The 17450-nt window shown below is 39.2% G+C and carries 10 protein-coding genes, 1 tRNA gene and 2 rRNA genes; 7 read left to right on the top strand and 6 right to left on the bottom strand.

Annotation, left to right across the window (positions count from 1 at the left end; all coding sequences use genetic code 11):
• Positions 1 to 98 precede the first annotated feature (98 nt).
• From PGOND44_RS09420 to PGOND44_RS09405, 4 genes are all read right to left on the bottom strand, one after another.
• Positions 99 to 2946, bottom strand: a 23S ribosomal RNA gene (locus PGOND44_RS09420).
• A gap of 431 nt (positions 2947 to 3377) precedes the next feature.
• A tRNA-Ile gene (locus PGOND44_RS09415) sits at positions 3378 to 3451 on the bottom strand.
• A 121-nt stretch (positions 3452 to 3572) separates the two neighbouring features.
• Positions 3573 to 5096, bottom strand: a 16S ribosomal RNA gene (locus PGOND44_RS09410).
• The 16S and 23S rRNA genes sit together here with 1 tRNA gene alongside, the layout of an rRNA operon.
• A gap of 505 nt (positions 5097 to 5601) precedes the next feature.
• Positions 5602 to 6417, bottom strand: coding sequence for a UbiA prenyltransferase family protein (locus tag PGOND44_RS09405; protein ID WP_003440654.1), 816 nt, complete (start codon positions 6415 to 6417; stop codon positions 5602 to 5604).
• A gap of 124 nt (positions 6418 to 6541) precedes the next feature.
• Between PGOND44_RS09405 and gcvP the strand changes: the two genes are divergently transcribed.
• From gcvP to PGOND44_RS09380, 5 genes are all read left to right on the top strand, one after another.
• Positions 6542 to 9385 (top strand): aminomethyl-transferring glycine dehydrogenase, encoded by a 2844-nt coding sequence (gcvP, locus tag PGOND44_RS09400; RefSeq protein ID WP_003440651.1) that lies wholly within the window; start codon positions 6542 to 6544, stop codon positions 9383 to 9385.
• Positions 9386 to 9474: 89 nt separating this feature from the next.
• A complete protein-coding gene (locus PGOND44_RS15020; RefSeq protein WP_003440648.1) occupies positions 9475 to 10203 on the top strand; it encodes a hypothetical protein in 729 nt (242 codons plus the stop codon).
• A 108-nt stretch (positions 10204 to 10311) separates the two neighbouring features.
• Positions 10312 to 11373 carry a 3-oxoacyl-ACP synthase III family protein gene (locus PGOND44_RS09390; protein ID WP_003440639.1) on the top strand — a complete coding sequence of 354 codons (1062 nt, stop codon included), beginning with the start codon at positions 10312 to 10314 and terminating at the stop codon, positions 11371 to 11373.
• A 7-nt stretch (positions 11374 to 11380) separates the two neighbouring features.
• The gene (locus PGOND44_RS09385; protein ID WP_003440636.1) at positions 11381 to 11905 is read left to right on the top strand and encodes a class I SAM-dependent methyltransferase; all 525 of its coding nucleotides are present in this window, start codon (positions 11381 to 11383) and stop codon (positions 11903 to 11905) included.
• 3 nt (positions 11906 to 11908) lie between these two features.
• A complete protein-coding gene (locus PGOND44_RS09380; protein WP_003440634.1) occupies positions 11909 to 12757 on the top strand; it encodes a glycosyltransferase family 2 protein in 849 nt (282 codons plus the stop codon).
• On the opposite strand, the gene pafA is transcribed toward PGOND44_RS09380, so the two are convergent.
• The gene (gene pafA, locus PGOND44_RS09375) at positions 12749 to 14371 is read right to left on the bottom strand and encodes an alkaline phosphatase PafA (RefSeq protein WP_003440632.1); all 1623 of its coding nucleotides are present in this window, start codon (positions 14369 to 14371) and stop codon (positions 12749 to 12751) included. The two genes, PGOND44_RS09380 and pafA, sit on opposite strands and share 9 nt — an antisense overlap.
• Before the next feature lie 121 nt (positions 14372 to 14492).
• Between pafA and PGOND44_RS09370 the strand changes: the two genes are divergently transcribed.
• Together PGOND44_RS09370 and PGOND44_RS09365 are read left to right on the top strand one after the other, a co-directional pair.
• Positions 14493 to 15236 (top strand): MlaE family ABC transporter permease, encoded by a 744-nt coding sequence (locus tag PGOND44_RS09370; protein ID WP_040556028.1) that lies wholly within the window; start codon positions 14493 to 14495, stop codon positions 15234 to 15236.
• Between the two features lies 1 nt (position 15237).
• The gene (locus tag PGOND44_RS09365) at positions 15238 to 16002 is read left to right on the top strand and encodes an ABC transporter ATP-binding protein (RefSeq protein ID WP_003440626.1); all 765 of its coding nucleotides are present in this window, start codon (positions 15238 to 15240) and stop codon (positions 16000 to 16002) included.
• On the opposite strand, the gene PGOND44_RS09360 is transcribed toward PGOND44_RS09365, so the two are convergent.
• Positions 15999 to 17450: a DUF389 domain-containing protein gene (locus tag PGOND44_RS09360; protein WP_003440622.1), complete on the bottom strand. Its 1452-nt coding sequence runs from the start codon at positions 17448 to 17450 to the stop codon at positions 15999 to 16001. The genes PGOND44_RS09365 and PGOND44_RS09360 overlap by 4 nt on opposite strands.

Genomic DNA, 17450 nt, shown 5'->3' with positions numbered 1-17450 from the left:
AAAGTTCCAGCTGTTGCGGGAATTCTAATATCGTGACATAGTTAAAGATATATAACAAAACGTAAAGTCAAGGGTAAAATAAAGTAATAATCGTCTCATAGATAAGCTCTTCGGATAATTAGTATCACTTGGCTATGACATTACTGCCTTTACACCTGTGACCTATCAACCCCATCGTCTTTGGGGATCCTTTAAAGAAATCTCATCTTGTGGTGGGTTTCGCGCTTATATGCTTTCAGCGCTTATCCCTTCCAAACGTAGCTACCCAGCAATGCTCCTGGCGGAACAACTGGTACACCAGAGGTTTGTCCAACTCGGTCCTCTCGTACTAGAGTCAGATCCACGCAAATTTCTAACGCCCACTGTAGATAGAGACCGAACTGTCTCACGACGTTCTGAACCCAGCTCGCGTGCCACTTTAATGGGCGAACAGCCCAACCCTTGGGACCTTCTCCAGCCCCAGGATGTGACGAGCCGACATCGAGGTGCCAAACCCCCCCGTCGATGTGAGCTCTTGGGGGAGATCAGCCTGTTATCCCCGGAGTACCTTTTATCCTTTGAGCGATAGCCCTTCCATGCGGAACTACCGGATCACTATGCTCTACTTTCGTACCTGATCGACTTGTAGGTCTCTCAGTCAAGCTCCCTTATGCCATTGCACTCTACGCACGGTTACCAAGCGTGCTGAGGGAACCTTTAGAAGCCTCCGTTACTCTTTTGGAGGCGACCACCCCAGTCAAACTACCCACCAAGTAATGTCCCCCAACAAAAGTTGGGGTTAGGCTTCAAACAAGTAAAGGGTGGTATTTCAACAATGACTCCACTGCCCCTAGCGAGGCCGCTTCAATGTCTCCCACCTATCCTACACATCACTTATCCAAAGTCAATACTAAGCTATAGTAAAGGTTCACGGGGTCTTTTCGTCCCACAGCGGGTAATCGGCATCTTCACCGATACTACAATTTCACCGAGGTCATGGCTGAGACAGTGTCCAGATCGTTGCACCATTCGTGCAGGTCGGAACTTACCCGACAAGGAATTTCGCTACCTTAGGACCGTTATAGTTACGGCCGCCGTTTACTGGGGCTTCAATTCAATGCTTCTCCGAAGATAACATCTCCTCTTAACCTTCCAGCACCGGGCAGGTGTCAGGCCCTATACTGCATCTCTCGATTTAGCAGAGCCCTGTGTTTTTGATAAACAGTCGCCTGGACCTCTTCACTGCGGCCCCCACTCAAAAGTGGGGGCGACCCTTCTCCCGAAGTTACGGGCCCATTTTGCCTAGTTCCTTAGCCATGAATCTCTCGAGCACCTTAGATTTCTCATCCCAACTACCTGTGTCGGTTTACGGTACGGGCTGCTTTAATTGATTTTCTTGGAAGAACGGCCTCTAGATTATCACCGCCACCGTAGCTTTGGTGTACTATCTCTACCTTACAGTAGATTCAACGTGCAATTCCGTCTGCACGCACTAGATTTCCTTCTCCGTCTCGTTTAATTTAAAGCAGGTAGCAGAATATTAACTGCTTGTCCATCGACTACCCCTTTCGGGTTCGCCTTAGGCCCCGACTAACCCTCAGCTGATTAGCATAGCTGAGGAATCCTTGGTCTTTCGGTGTGCGGGTTTCTCGCCCGCATTATCGTTACTTATGCCTACATTTTCTTTTCTAAACGCTCCAGCATACCTTACAGTACACCTTCTGCGCTGTTTAGAATGCTCCCCTACCTCTTACAAAATTAATTGTAAAAGCATAGCTTCGGTAATATACTTATGCCCGATTATTATCCATGCCTGACCGCTCGACTAGTGAGCTGTTACGCACTCTTTAAATGAATGGCTGCTTCCAAGCCAACATCCTAGCTGTCTAAGCAGTCTGACCGCGTTTGTTCAACTTAGTATATATTTTGGGACCTTAGCTGATGCTCTGGGTTCTTTCCCTCTCGGACATGGACCTTAGCACCCATGCCCTCACTGATTAAAAACATTTTATAGCATTCGGAGTTTGTCAGGAATTGGTAGGCGGTGAAGCCCCCGCATCCAATCAGTAGCTCTACCTCTATAAAACTATTTAATCGCTGCACCTAAATGCATTTCGGGGAGTACGAGCTATTTCCGAGTTTGATTGGCCTTTCACCCCTACCCTCAGGTCATCCCAAGACTTTTCAACGTCAACGGGTTCGGTCCTCCACTATGTGTTACCACAGCTTCAACCTGCCCAAGGGTAGATCACACGGTTTCGCGTCTACCACAGCTAACTTAATCGCCCTATTCAGACTCGCTTTCGCTACGGATCCATAACTGAATTATTTATCCTTGCTAACGGTGGTAACTCGTAGGCTCATTATGCAAAAGGCACGCCGTCACCCCGATAGTTATCGGGGCTCCGACCGCTTGTAAGCGTATGGTTTCAGGGTCTATTTCACTCCTTTATTCAAGGTTCTTTTCACCTTTCCCTCACGGTACTGGTTCACTATCGGTCTCTCAGTAGTATTTAGCCTTACCGGATGGTCCCGGCTGATTCATGCAAGGTTTCTCGTGCCCCGCACTACTCAGGATACTACTACATCATTAATATCTTACCCCTACAGGCCTGTCACCTTCTATGGGAACTCTTTCCAAAGTATTCGGGTTCATTATTAATCACGATATTGTAGTCCTACAACCCCAGTACTGCCGTAACAGTACTGGTTTGGGCTGTTTCACGTTCGCTCGCCGCTACTAGCAAAATCACTATTGTTTTCTCTTCCTCCGGCTAATTAGATGTTTCAGTTCACCGGGTTCGCTTTCCTTGCGGAATACTATACCTTCAGTATAGTGGGTTGCCCCATTCGGATATCTGCGGATCAATTCATATGTGCTAATCCCCGCAGCTTTTCGCAGCTTGTCACGTCCTTCGTCGCCTCTGAGAGCCTAGGCATCCCCCATACGCCCTTAATAAGCTTATCTATTCGATAATTATTTATTTATTTTACTCTAAAGTACTCCTACTCCTTAATTAAAAGAAGTAAAAATTCTCTTACTCTCGTATTCTTATATATCTTCAATATGTCAATGAACGTTTACCTCTAAAACACTTACCCTTAAAGTAAGTCCTTAGAAATCGTTATAATATCTAAAACCAATTAGATATTACTTGTTTTATATTATAAGGTAATGTCTGTTGTCTTCATAGCTAATTCCTGTTTTTGCAATTTACCAATACGACTAAAAAATAGTCTCAGGCAAGCTTCCTTCGATACGCTCTTTAATAAAAGAGCTACTCAGGATAAACTTCTCGTCTTCCTTCGACTTAAGTAGTCTCAGGCAGACTCCCTTCGATACGCTCTTTAATAAAAGAGCTACTCAGGATAAACTTCTCGTCTTCCTTCGACTTAAGTAGTCTCAGGCAGACTCGAACTGCCGACCTCTACATTATCAGTGTAGCGCTCTAACCAGCTGAGCTATGAGACTGTAGACCTTATAATATTATTAAATTGACAACTAGAAACATCAAAACCCACTTTACTACTAAAGTCTTTTGATTCCCTTTAAAAAAACGTCTATTACATCTTATCAGATGCAATACTCTAAAAAAGGAGGTATTCCAGCCGCACCTTCCGGTACGGCTACCTTGTTACGACTTAGCCCCAGTTACTAGTTTTACCCTAGGCGGCTCCTTGCGGCGACCGACTTCAGGTACCCCCAGCTTCCATGGCTTGACGGGCGGTGTGTACAAGGCCCGGGAACGTATTCACCGCATCATGGCTGATATGCGATTACTAGCGATTCCAGCTTCACGCAGTCGAGTTGCAGACTGCGATCCGAACTGTGATAGGGTTTGTAGATTCGCTCCTGGTCACCCAGTGGCTGCTCTCTGTCCCTACCATTGTAGCACGTGTGTAGCCCAGGACGTAAGGGCCGTGATGATTTGACGTCATCCCCACCTTCCTCACAGTTTACACTGGCAGTATGTCTAGAGTCCCCATCACTACATGCTGGTAACTAAACAAAGGGGTTGCGCTCGTTATAGGACTTAACCTGACACCTCACGGCACGAGCTGACGACAACCATGCAGCACCTTGCAATTTGTCCGAAGAAAAAGATGTTTCCACCCCTGTCAAACTGCATTTAAGCCCTGGTAAGGTTCCTCGCGTATCATCGAATTAAACCACATGCTCCACCGCTTGTGCGGGCCCCCGTCAATTCCTTTGAGTTTCATTCTTGCGAACGTACTCCCCAGGTGGGTTACTTATCACTTTCGCTTAGCCACTCAGACCGCAATTAGTCCGAACAGCTAGTAACCATCGTTTACGGCGTAGACTACCAGGGTATCTAATCCTGTTCGCTACCTACGCTTTCGTCCATCAGCGTCAGTGAATTGTTAGTGATCTGCCTTCGCAATCGGTATTCTGAGTAATATCTATGCATTTCACCGCTACACTACTCATTCTAACCACTTCACAAGCACTCAAGAACAACAGTATCAATGGCAATTTTACGGTTGAGCCGCAAACTTTCACCACTGACTGATTGTCCCGCCTACGGACCCTTTAAACCCAATGATTCCGGATAACGCTTGGACCCTCCGTATTACCGCGGCTGCTGGCACGGAGTTAGCCGGTCCTTATTCTTACGGTACCGTCAACAGTTCACACGTGAACCTTTTTCTTCCCGTATAAAAGCAGTTTACAACCCATAGGGCAGTCTTCCTGCACGCGGCATGGCTGGATCAGGATTGCTCCCATTGTCCAATATTCCTCACTGCTGCCTCCCGTAGGAGTCTGGTCCGTGTCTCAGTACCAGTGTGGGGGATCTCCCTCTCAGGACCCCTACCTATCGTTGCCATGGTAAGCCGTTACCTTACCATCAAGCTAATAGGACGCATACTCATCTATTACCGTAACCTTTAATTATCAATTGATGCCAATCGATAATACCATAAAATATTAATCCAAATTTCTCTGGGCTATCTCTTAGTAATAGGTAGATTGTATACGCGTTACGCACCCGTGCGCCGGTCGTCATCTGGTGCAAGCACCAATGTTACCCCTCGACTTGCATGTGTTAGGCCTGCCGCTAGCGTTCATCCTGAGCCAGGATCAAACTCTTCATCGTTAAATCTTATATATCTTAACGCTTTTCTCAAATTCGACTCTTACATCTTATTCTCAGGAATCAACTCTAATCTTAAAGTATAATCTTAATGTTTCTAATTCTACAAATAATCTCTTATTTGTGCTGTCAATTCAATATGTCAATGAACTTTTAATTCTTGTCGTTTAAACCGTATCAAAGGCCTTAAACTCGTGTGCTTCTCTAAGCGGATGCAAAACTAATACTTATTTTTAATCTAACAAGTGGTTTTACGAAAAAAATTAAATCTTATTTTAATGAACGTCCATAACCAAAATAAAGGGGAACAAAACTAAAACTTATATCCCAATCTCACAAGCACTACAACTCAATTTAACAACTCTTCCTCTCTCCCTGTGTGACCCTCTCAATACCTCAATTAGCGGGGTGCAAAACTACAACCTTTTTTCCCTTCTAACCAAATAAATGAAGCAGTTTCTTTAAAGAAAAAATTATAAAAAGAGTAAAGGGCTGAGAATAAGTGGCATTAGCCGAAAATAAAAATCGCCAAAAACCAAAGTAAAGGAAGACTCTCCACCCAAAAGGCAGAATAGTAAATGGTATTGTCTTGATTTGAGAACACAATGAACCCTATTACCAGTAGGTAAAGAAGTATATAAGGACTGGCTAAATCCTCCCCACTCAGAACTAAAATAACCAAAGACAACAAACTCAATAATACTCCTATCACTTTAGTGTTTGTAATTCCTACCCACTGTGGGAGTGTTTTTAGATAAGGGCTATCAAGCTTTGTATCCCTAATTTCAAAAGGGATGGTAAGCGCTATAATTAGGAAAAATCTACTTGAGGCATAATATATAGTCTCCGTATCTAAGAGAGTATTACCTTGATCGGTTTCAAAAAAAGGCAGACCCACTGTTGTCCCAGTCCACACTAAGGCGATAACAAATATCTTTAAACCACTCACATCTCTAAGGTTTTTTGTCTTTGGCAAAAGTGGCAATACATATAGTAGAGTTAAGATCCCCAAGCAGACAATAAAAAGGAAGGTTTCAAGCGTCATTGCATTTAAAGTCATTACTAGCGGAATGAGAGATACAAGGGATAACATAACTATACCCTTCATTTCAGTAGTAATCGTTTCTCGCTGCACTTTTAGTAGAGAAAAGTATTTCACAAAATTGTAAGCTACTACTGTCGAGAAAAAAACGAACACCAATATATTGCTGCCTGCCTTCAAGTTGAAATTCAGAAAAGTCACCATTGTAAATGAGACAACAGCAAGCGCTACATGAAGACTTGAATTGATATAAAACCTAAAGGCTTGTTGCAAAAAATTCATGCTTACAAAAGTAGAGTTTATTCAAGATAATTTTCTTTAAAACTTAACGATAGTCTATCCATCTTTAACAATCGTTTCATTTAAAATGATGTATTTTTGTGAGCAAATTTTTAAAGAATCTTCAATGAATACAGAATCATTTGCATCAAGACATATTGGTCCTCGTGGAAAGAGCATAAAAGAAATGCTTAAAGCCGTTGGAGCTGAGTCAACAGGACAATTAATCTACGAAACTATTCCAAACGATATAAAGTTGGAACAGAAATTAGACTTACCCGCACCGCTGACTGAATATGAATATTCTAAGCACATTAATTCTATAGCTCAAAAAAACAAAACTTTTAGATCTTATATAGGTCTCGGTTACCATGAAGCTATTTTTCCTGCAGTAATCCAAAGAAATGTTTTTGAAAATCCGGGATGGTATACCGCTTACACCCCTTATCAAGCTGAGATTGCTCAAGGTAGACTTGAAGCCTTACTCAACTTTCAAACCATGGTGGCTGATTTAACCGGCATGGAATTGGCCAATGCGTCTTTGCTCGACGAGGCTACGTCTGCTGCTGAAGCCATGAATTTATTGTATTCGGTACGAACAAGAGGGCAGAAAAAAAATAAGGTTGTTAAGTTCTTTGTTGGTGATAATGTATTGCCTCAAACCTTAGCTTTATTGCAAACTAGATCTGAACCTCTAGCTATCGAATTGGTCGTTGGAAAATATGATGAATTTGATTTTGATTCTAGTTTTTTTGGTGCGCTAGTTCAATATTCTGGTAAATGTGGAGAAATTAATGATTTTGAAAACTTTACCAAAAAAGCAAAAGAAAATGATATAAAAGTAGCAGTCGCTGCTGATTTACTGAGCCTTGTTTTACTAGAAGCTCCTGGAAATTGGGGAGTTGACGTTGTTGTTGGAACCACACAACGCTTTGGAATTCCGCTTGGATATGGAGGACCACACGCTGCTTACTTTGCAACTAAAGAAGATTATAAACGAAGCATCCCAGGAAGGATTATAGGAGTTACCAAAGATCTTAATGGAGACACCTCTTTAAGAATGGCTCTACAAACCAGAGAGCAACACATCAAAAGAGATAAGGCCACTTCCAATATTTGTACAGCTCAAGTTTTACTTGCCATTATGGCTGGCATGTATGCTGTATACCACGGACCAGAAGGTCTTAAACACATTGCAAGTCAAATTCATAGAAAAACAGTAAGCCTATCAGACGCTATTGAAAAATTGGGATACTACCAAGTGAATAAACTTTACTTCGATACTATTCTTATAAAAGCTGATGCGGATAAGATTAAAGGTTTGGCTGAAAAAAAAGAGATCAATTTTTATTACCCAGATTCGGAGAGTGTTTCTATTTCTTTGAATGAAACCACCTCTTTTGGGGACCTCAACGATATTCTTGATATTTTCGGAGAAGCGAATGAGAAAGAAGTTTTAAAACTTCAAGACTTAAAAGAAGGTATTATTCCTTCTAGTGAATTGAGTAGACGGACGCAATTTTTGACCCATGATGTCTTCAACGTCTATCATTCTGAAACAGAGTTGATGCGTTACATCAAAAGGTTAGAAAGAAAGGATCTAGCTTTAAACCATTCCATGATTCCATTGGGGTCGTGTACCATGAAACTGAATGCAGCATCGCAAATGCTTCCTTTATCCAACCCACAATGGGGTAATATTCATCCATTTGTTCCTAAAGAGCAAGCTATGGGCTATCAAGAAATTCTTAAAAGTCTTGAAGATTATTTAACGGAAATTACCGGATTTTCAGCGACCTCACTTCAGCCCAATTCTGGAGCCCAAGGAGAATATGCTGGTTTAATGGTGATTCGCGCTTATCATAAATCTAGAGGAGATTCTCACAGAAATATCTGTTTAGTGCCTTCTTCTGCTCACGGCACCAATCCTGCAAGTGCAGTTATGGCTGGAATGAAGGTCGTGGTAGTAAACGCAACCGATAAAGGTAATATCGATATTGAAGATTTAACGTCTAAAGTTGAAGAACATAGCGACAACCTAGCAGCCTTAATGGTAACTTATCCTTCTACACACGGCGTTTTTGAATCGGATATCAGAAAAATTACTTCGCTTATTCACGAACATGGCGGACAAGTCTATATGGACGGTGCCAATATGAACGCCCAAGTAGGCTTAACCAGTCCAGGAAGAATTGGCGCAGATGTGTGTCACTTAAATTTACACAAAACCTTTGCAATTCCTCATGGAGGAGGTGGCCCCGGAGTTGGTCCTATCTGTGTTGCAAAACAACTTGCTCCTTTTTTACCTAATAATCCTTTAATCGAAACTGGCGGGACTCAGGCTATATCTTCCATTTCTGCAACTCCTTTTGGATCTGCATTTGTATGCTTAATTTCTTACGCCTACATCAGAATGTTGGGAGAACAAGGGCTTAGAGAATCCACAGAATATGCTATTCTGAATGCTAACTATATTCAAGCTAGATTAAAAGGGCATTATAAAACCTTGTATTCTGGAGAAAGAGGAAGAGCTGCACACGAGATGATTATTGATTGTAGAGATTTTAAAGACTATGGTATTGAAGTAAAAGATATCGCCAAACGCCTTATCGATTACGGATTCCACTCTCCTACAGTTTCGTTTCCAGTAGCGGGAACTATGATGATAGAACCTACAGAAAGTGAAAGTAAAGCAGAATTAGATAGATTTTGTGAGGCTATGATTTCTATTAAAAAAGAAGTAGAAACTTGTACGATTGACAATCCTAATAATATGTTGAAAAATGCACCCCATACGATGGAGATGCTCACCGCAGAACATTGGGACTTCGACTACAGTCGACAAACTGCTGCTTTCCCATTACCTTTTGTTTCAGAAAACAAATTTTGGCCAACGACTCGACGAGTAGATGAAGCATATGGTGATAGGAACCTCACCTGTACCTGTGCTCCAATAGAGGCTTATATCTAAAATTTATCACTGAAATATCATTCAAAACCTCCTTAAGCCAACTTTCCTTAAGGAGGTTTTTTTATATTTGATATGTTTAAACCAAAACGATGACCTTATCCCAGACTGAAAAATTAAGACTCCTCGAGTTTACTAAAGATCACTACGTTGATTTTTATGATGTCAGATTACTTATTGCTAAAGATTTGGAGGACGACATTTTACAGCAAATGAAAGAAGATAAAACACTTTCTTTTGAAGAAGCCCTTCAAAATGCATTTGAGAAGTATGGAGTAATTGGATTCTCAGATGTTTCTGAAGATTATATGAAGAAAATCAATACCTACTTTTACAAAAAAGTGATTTTAAAAGTAGTTAAAGATGAAGTCTCAAAACCTAAATTTTGGTTTTTAGCAACCGCATTTTTTTTGATTATCTATTACGCGATAATGTCACTCGACTCTATGCCCTTTGTGCTTGCTGGTGGTTTCATTGTATTAATTATCCTGGGGTTGATCTTCTATTTTCGAAAACTTCATAAGAATAGTAAAGAATTAAAGAAAAGAGACCACTACTACTATTTAGATCAACTTCTAGTGTCTAATAATTCAATTCTATTTCCATTTACTTACATGCCTTTAGTATTGGCTCCTCATATCGGTAGGCTTAGTGAAACCCAAAGTTTATCTATGGCTATTTTAGCATTTTTTACGATGGTTTCATGTATTGCCTTCTACTTCATTTACTTCAGACTATATAAGAACCGATCAGAAATTCTAGATGAGTATAAAGAGAACTTTTTAAACAAAAAATTGGAATTAAAATTTGAAATTGTCTAAAATCAAATTCAGAATAGACTTTTGAAAGACTTTTAAATAGATTAAGTTTGCCGAAAAATTTACAATTAAGTTACATTAACAGTAACTTGCCATAAAACTTGTTCACGTATGAATAATATTAAAATTGTTGGTGTTGGAAGCTATATCCCAGATATAATCAAAAAGAATCAAGACTTTTTGAAAAGTGAATTCTTCAATCAAGATGAAACTGCTTTTGATGCTCACCCTGAAGTCATTATCAAAAAGTTTAAAGCTATTACTGGTATTGAGGAACGACGATATGTTGGTAGCGAACTAAACACATCAGACATAGCAACATTTGCCGCAGAAAAAGCTATAAAAGATTCAGGTATTGATCCAGAAACTCTAGATTATATTATCGTTGCCCATAATTTTGGAGATGTAGGTCACGATAAGCAACAGGCGGATACCGTCCCAAGCCTTGCTTCCCGGGTCAAAGAAAAGTTACAAATTGAAAATCCAAGCTGTGTGGCCTACGATTTACTCTTTGGTTGCCCAGGTTGGATAGAAGGCTGTATTCATTCCTTCGCCTTTATGAAAGCAGGGATGGCTAAGCGTTGCTTGATTATTGGGGCAGAAACCCTTTCGAGAGTAGTGGATCCCAATGATAGAGATAGTATGATTTACTCTGATGGTGCTGGTGCTACCATTTTTGAGAATACAGATTCATCTGGTGGTATTTTAGCACACAAAACAGCCACCTACGCTAGGACAGAGGCCAATTATATTTACTTTGATAAATCCTTTTCCCCTAAACGCGCAGATGATCGAGCCTACATAAAAATGTACGGTCGAAAAATCTATAATTTTGCATTATCTAAAGTTCCTGAAGCGATGAAGGCGTGTTTAGAAGAAAGTGGCAAATCTATTACTGATTTGAAAAAAATATTTATCCACCAGGCTAATGAAAAGATGGACGAGGCTATTGTCCAGAGATTCTATAAGCTGTTTGACAAAGAAACGCCTTCAGACATCATGCCGATGAGTATCAATAAGCTTGGAAATAGTAGCGTGGCTACTATACCTACTTTATACGACATGTTTTTAAAAGGAGATTTTGAACACGAAAGTTTAAAACCAGGAGATACCATTATGTTTGCCAGTGTTGGTGCAGGGATGAACATCAATGCTATAGTCTACGAAATTTAGACTTCCCATGTACGAAAAGCATTACCCAGAAAAGCGTTTCAACATGACCATGGAGTTTTTAAAGACTCATGCTCCACCTTCTTGTAAAGTTCTTGACCTAGGAGTTGAAAATCCATTTTCGAAGTTAATGTCTGCTGAAGGCTTTTCTATTGAAAATACTAAAGGTCAAGATTTGGATGTAGATCAAAGTCAACTTTTATCTTCTTCAGCAAAAATAACGACTGCTTTTGAAATTTTTGAACACCTTTTATCTCCATTAGAAGTTCTAAAAAGCATACAAAGTGAGCACCTATTTGCTAGTGTTCCACTCAAACTTTGGTTTTCGAAAGCCTATCAAAGTAAAACTGATCCTTGGGATAGGCATTATCACGAATTTGAAACTTGGCAATTCGATTGGCTGTTAGATAAAGCAGGCTGGGAAATCATAGACTCTAAAACCTTTACCCATCCAGTCCGCAAAATTGGCTTTAGACCTTTACTTAGGCTAATTACTCCTAGATATTACTTGGTATATTGCCAAAGAAAATCTTAAGCCGTGAACATCGTCATTATTATTCCTGCCTATAACGAAGAAGCCCATATTGAAAAGTGCTTGACCTCACTGGTAAATCAAAGCTATTCGGCAAAACATATTTTGGTGGTCGATGATGGGTCTACAGATAAAACACCCGATATTTTAAGTAGCTTGTGTTCTACCTATGAGAATCTAACCTATGCCTCGAGAGGAAAAAGCTTTAGCCATGAACCTGGGAGTAAAATTGTAGAGGCATTTAACTTTGGTCTATCTAGTTTAACTAGCTCCTATGATATCCTTTGTAAGTTTGATGCAGATCTTATTTTTCCAAATCATTATCTAGAAACCTTACGTAAAGCTTTTGAAGCGAACTCAAAACTCGGCATGTTTGCAGGCTTTTGTAGTATCGAAAATAATGGAGTCTGGCAGATTGAAAAATTAACCAATCCAGATCATATTCGAGGAGCCTTAAAATCTTATCGCCAGAATTGCTTTAGAGATATTGGAGGCTTGACTTCTGCTATGGGCTGGGATACGATTGATGAGATGAAGGCAAGATATTATAGATGGGAGGTAGAAACCGATAAAACACTTGTTGTAAAACATCTTAAGCCTACTGGGCTGCATTACTCTAAATGTCTACCAATAGTTTTTGGAATCTCACTGTTCAGAATGCGATATAGTTTCGCCTTAGCCTTTTTAACCTGTTTTAAAATGGCCCTGAATAAAAATGAGCTGGATTTTTTCTATAAAGCAATGCTGGCTTATTTAAAATCGAACTCCAGAAAAAACTCCTTCTTAATCAATGAAAAAGAAGGAGACTTTATTAGAAAATATAGATGGCGTAAAATTAAGCAGCGCTTATTTTAATACCTCAGAAATAACCTTTCCAGTGGCACCATTAGGAAGTGCAATTCCTAATAAAGCTGAAATGGTAGGAGCGATATCTGGAATGTGATACCTATTATAGGTTTTACCTTGTTGGATACCATTTCCAAACATCAACAGTGGTGCTTGGGTATCGTAATTATTTCCACTACCATGTGTCGACCCTTTTCTTGAGTATGATATATACGAGTTCTGAAGAACATAAACCACATCTCCACTTCGCTTCTGGTGAAATCCTCTCAAAATAAGTTCGGCGGGATTGCCACTAAAGCCACTATGCTCGAGCATTTCCCTAGTGTAGACTTTATCGATATTTTGGTATTGTAGCAAGAAGTGCTTGATTTCATTTTGAGCAGATACAAAATCAGCATAAGTTTCAAACTTAGAGTCCTCTAAGAAAATTTGTTGGTTCTGTATTTCCTCTACAATATCAACAAGCCCCAGGTTCTCACTCAAATGAGCTTCTAAGGCGCTTTGCATCTCCCCTGTTTCGAAATATCCAGCAGGGATTTTATTATCTTTTAGAAATTGGGGAACATGAACAGCCCCATGATCTGCCGTTAAAAATAAGGTGTAATTTCCTTCCCCTACTTCTTTGTCCAAAAACTTAAGCAACTCAGCAATACTTAAGTCCAACCGGATATATAGATCTTGGATTTCCTTGGAATTCACTCCAAAATTATGTCCGGTATAATCTGGGCTAGAAAAACTTAAAGTGAAAACGTCTGTAAATTCATCTTGACCTAGCTTTTCATTTTTAATAGCTTCTTTTGCAAAATCTAGAAGCAGATCGTTTCCAAAGGGTGTTGGTCTTATAACGCCATAGTCACCATTGTCTTTAGCTAATTTCTTAAGGTCGTATGGAAATGTAGCTTCTTCTTTTCCTTTAAAACCGTTTTCATACTTGTTTTTATCTGCACCACTTTCAGTATAAGTAGAAATATCCTTAAGTGTATTCCATTCTTTAAGGTAACTTTTTGTTGTACCAGAGCTATTGAAATCCTTCACCCATTGTGGCAAATCTTTCATGTAGTAGTCACTTGTAATAAAGTCACCACGATCATATCCTGCAAACCAATAAGCTGCATTGGCAGTATGACCGGCAGGTAGAATTGCACCTCTATCCTTTAAAGAAACTCCAATTGTCTTCCCTTTAAATTGAGTATGTAATCGGTTTTGATCCGCAAAACTAGTGGTTAACATGCGTTGGGGAGACATTTTCCCAGCTCTGTTATCTGACTCGATTCCAACGGCGTTCACTGAAGGATCTGAGGCACAATACACGCTGGTTTTCTCAAATTTATCGTACCAGTTATTTGCGATAATACCGTGATTCATAGGACTTGTTCCTGTATATATTGAGGCATGACCAGGTCCTGTATAGGTAGGCACATAATCGAAATGAAAGTTTTTCATTTCAAAACCTTCTCTCTGCAGGCGCTTAAAACCATCTTCAGAATAGTGATTTTCAAATTTAGTTAGGTAGTCGTAGCGCATTTGGTCAACGACTACACCAATAACCAGTTTAGTGTTTTGTTGTGCAAAAAGACTTAAGTGGGTCATTAGAACTAATAGAAGGCTAAATCCAATTTTCATGATATTAATTTTTCGTACAAATATAGGAAGTTGAAGAGGTTTTAAGTTTATGCTTTAGTTAAATTGAATCCTCATGTTTTTATTCTATTTTTATCAAAAATTTCAAAAAGGCTTAGAGCGAATGCTATCAAATTACATCAAAAGTATAGGTCAATACTTCATAATGATTTACGAAACCTTTAGAAGGATGACTAAAACTTCAGAATTGAAGAGGCTCATTCTACAAGAGTTGGATGATCTTATCATTAGTTCTTTAGGGATAGTAGTCTTTATTTCATTCTTTATAGGAGCAGTTATTGCTATTCAAACAGCTTTAAACTTTTCTAATCCCTTTGTCCCCAAGTCATTAATTGGATTTGCAGCGAGACAGTCTATTATCTTAGAATTTGCTCCTACGTTTGTCGCTATTATTATGGCTGGTAAAGTAGGATCTTATATCACCTCTAGTATTGGTACTATGCGAGTTTCAGAACAAATAGATGCTTTAGAAGTGATGGGGATAAACTCTTTAAATTACCTTGTCTTTCCCAAAATTATTGCCATGTGCATGTTTCCATTTGTCATTGCGATCTCTATGTTTGTTGGAATCATAGGAGCTTACACAGCGAGTGTTTATGGTGGATTTTTAAGTTCAGAACAATTTTTAGCAGGGCTTCAAGAAGACTTCATACCTTTTCAAGTCTTCTATGCCTTTTTAAAGTCATTTATTTTTGCGATTATTTTAGCCACAGTTCCTGCTTTTCATGGATACTATATGAAAGGAGGATCACTCGAAGTAGGCCACGCTGCAACCACCTCTTTTGTATGGACGAGTGTGATTATTATTTTTATGAATTATTTCATCACCCAATTATTATTAAGTTGATATGATAAAAGTCGAAGATTTACATAAGTCTTTTGAGGATTTAGAAGTTTTAAGAGGCGTCAATACTACATTTGAAAAAGGGAAGACCAACCTCATCATAGGCCAATCTGGCTCAGGAAAGACTGTTTTCTTAAAGTGCTTACTTGGCTTATTTACTCCAGACGAAGGAACCATTCTATATAATGGCAAAGCTTATCAGAACTTTTCTAAAAATGAAAAAAGAGAGTTGAGCAAACAGATGGGGATGGTGTTTCAAGGCGGAGCCTTATTTGATTCTATGACTGTTGAAGAAAATGTGGTTTTCCCATTAAAAATGTTCACAAAGATGACCAAAGGCGAAATGAAAAATAGGGTTGAAGAAGTCTTGGATAGGGTGAATCTGGTAGATACCAACGATAAATTTCCTTCAGAGATTAGTGGAGGAATGCAAAAACGAGTTTCCATAGCAAGGGCTATTGTCAACAAACCCAATTTTTTATTTTGTGATGAACCCAACTCAGGTCTTGACCCAAGAACAGCTTCTGTCATCGATAATCTTATTCAAGAAATTACTCATGAAAACGATATCACAACAGTGATAAATACACACGATATGAATTCGGTATTCGAGATAGGTGAAAACATCCTCTATTTGGAAAACGGCCTAAAAGCATGGGAAGGCAATAAAGACAATATTTACAAGACTGATAATCAGAAATTAACTGACTTTGTTTATGCCTCAAACTTATTCCAAAAAGTAAGAGTTACGCAAAGAGAAGGACTTTAGTTGATTGATTGTACTGAAATATTTTCCAAGCTCAATTTATAAGACAACCACTCTTTCAATTTATTGAGTTTCATTTTCTTCTCTTCCAAATCTATTTTAGCATTCCATTTGATACTAAATGTTGGGATCGTATCCATATTTTCGAAGTTCGACTTGATGACATCAGCATAACTCACCTCTACTACATTATCGTAATTCAATTGAATCTCTTGCGCTAATCTATCGAATTTTACAATTCTATTGCTTTTCTGCATTGTTCTTAACTCGTAACGTAAATCTTCTATTTCGGCTTTAGACATAGCCAATTCTAAAGAATCTCGTTTTTTTAATTCAACCATATATTTAAGCTGATCAAAATTTTCGGAGTTTTCGTTTTGAAGGACTTTAAGCTCAGTATCTTCTAAATGAGGATAGTTTTTTAGCTTGTCTTTCCACAATGTGATAACTTCACTTGGAATTTCTTTTCCCAAAAAAGAAGCCTCTATAGTTGGGAAAATTCCAGAATTATAAGAAATCACTGTTGAATTTTTTTGAAGAAAAGACTGTTTGTAATTTCCTAGTTCTTCTTTGACAAAAGTGTTGGCATCATTGGTAAAATAGGATTCCTTCAATAAATTATAAAACAAATATATACTGGGAATCATAACAATAATAGCAATTGAAGAGGCAATCTGAGCGATTCTTTTCCTCCTTAGTGAATTGGCATATTTCACTAAAGGGAATCTTAAAAATTTTGACACTACAAACGTAGTTAAAGCTATAAAAATAGTATTGATGGTAAACAAATACATGGCTCCACCAAAAATACTTAAGTCCCAAACGGCCAAGCCATAACCTGCCGTACAAAGAGGGGGCATCAAAGCGGTAGCAATAGCCACACCAGAAATAACGGTAATGATAGTTCCTCTTTTTGCCTTAGCTATGATTAAAGCTAACCCACCAAAAATAGCGACTAAGACGTCCAGAATTGTAGGGTATGTTCTAGCTTCTAGCTCTGGTGTTAACTGTGTTAAAGGAGATAACTGGAAATATAGAAAGGCGGTTAGTAAACTTAAACCTACCATCACACCAAGATTAATGAGTGACCTTCTTAAGGTATCCACATCATTAATAGCAACAGAAAAACCTAGCCCAACTATAGGCCCCATAAGAGGAGAGATAAGCATCGCTCCAATAACGACAGCAGTACTACTAACGTTCAAACCTATTGAGGCGACAATAATAGAGAATATTAAAATCCATGCCGTGTGGCCTTTGAAGGGAATGTCTTTAAGGATAGCCTCCATAGTAGCTTCCCTATCGGTATCATGTGATATATCCAAAAGCTCGTAAAGAAAATGCTTTATGCTGCCATAGGACTCTTTTAAACTGCTTTTTACCTTTTCTGATGACTCAGCATTTGAATCATTCTCGGTGTTTTCTGAGGTTTTGTCGTTGTTGTCTTCCAT

This window comes from Psychroflexus gondwanensis ACAM 44 (assembly GCF_000355905.1).
GTDB lineage: Bacteria > Bacteroidota > Bacteroidia > Flavobacteriales > Flavobacteriaceae > Psychroflexus > Psychroflexus gondwanensis.
This window is presented reverse-complemented; position numbering and strand designations above follow the sequence as displayed.

What these genes read in the sequence shown, in the direction of transcription:
- PGOND44_RS09405 (WP_003440654.1), bottom strand. Translation starts at nt 6,417, where the DNA reads ATGAATTTTTTGCAACAAGCCTTTAGGTTTTATATCAATTCAAGTCTT.
- gcvP (WP_003440651.1), top strand. Translation starts at nt 6,542, where the DNA reads ATGAATACAGAATCATTTGCATCAAGACATATTGGTCCTCGTGGAAAG.
- PGOND44_RS15020 (WP_003440648.1), top strand. Translation starts at nt 9,475, where the DNA reads ATGACCTTATCCCAGACTGAAAAATTAAGACTCCTCGAGTTTACTAAA.
- PGOND44_RS09390 (WP_003440639.1), top strand. Translation starts at nt 10,312, where the DNA reads ATGAATAATATTAAAATTGTTGGTGTTGGAAGCTATATCCCAGATATA.
- PGOND44_RS09385 (WP_003440636.1), top strand. Translation starts at nt 11,381, where the DNA reads ATGTACGAAAAGCATTACCCAGAAAAGCGTTTCAACATGACCATGGAG.
- pafA (WP_003440632.1), bottom strand. Translation starts at nt 14,371, where the DNA reads ATGAAAATTGGATTTAGCCTTCTATTAGTTCTAATGACCCACTTAAGT.
- PGOND44_RS09370 (WP_040556028.1), top strand. Translation starts at nt 14,493, where the DNA reads ATGCTATCAAATTACATCAAAAGTATAGGTCAATACTTCATAATGATT.
- PGOND44_RS09365 (WP_003440626.1), top strand. Translation starts at nt 15,238, where the DNA reads ATGATAAAAGTCGAAGATTTACATAAGTCTTTTGAGGATTTAGAAGTT.
- PGOND44_RS09360 (WP_003440622.1), bottom strand. Translation starts at nt 17,450, where the DNA reads ATGGAAGACAACAACGACAAAACCTCAGAAAACACCGAGAATGATTCA.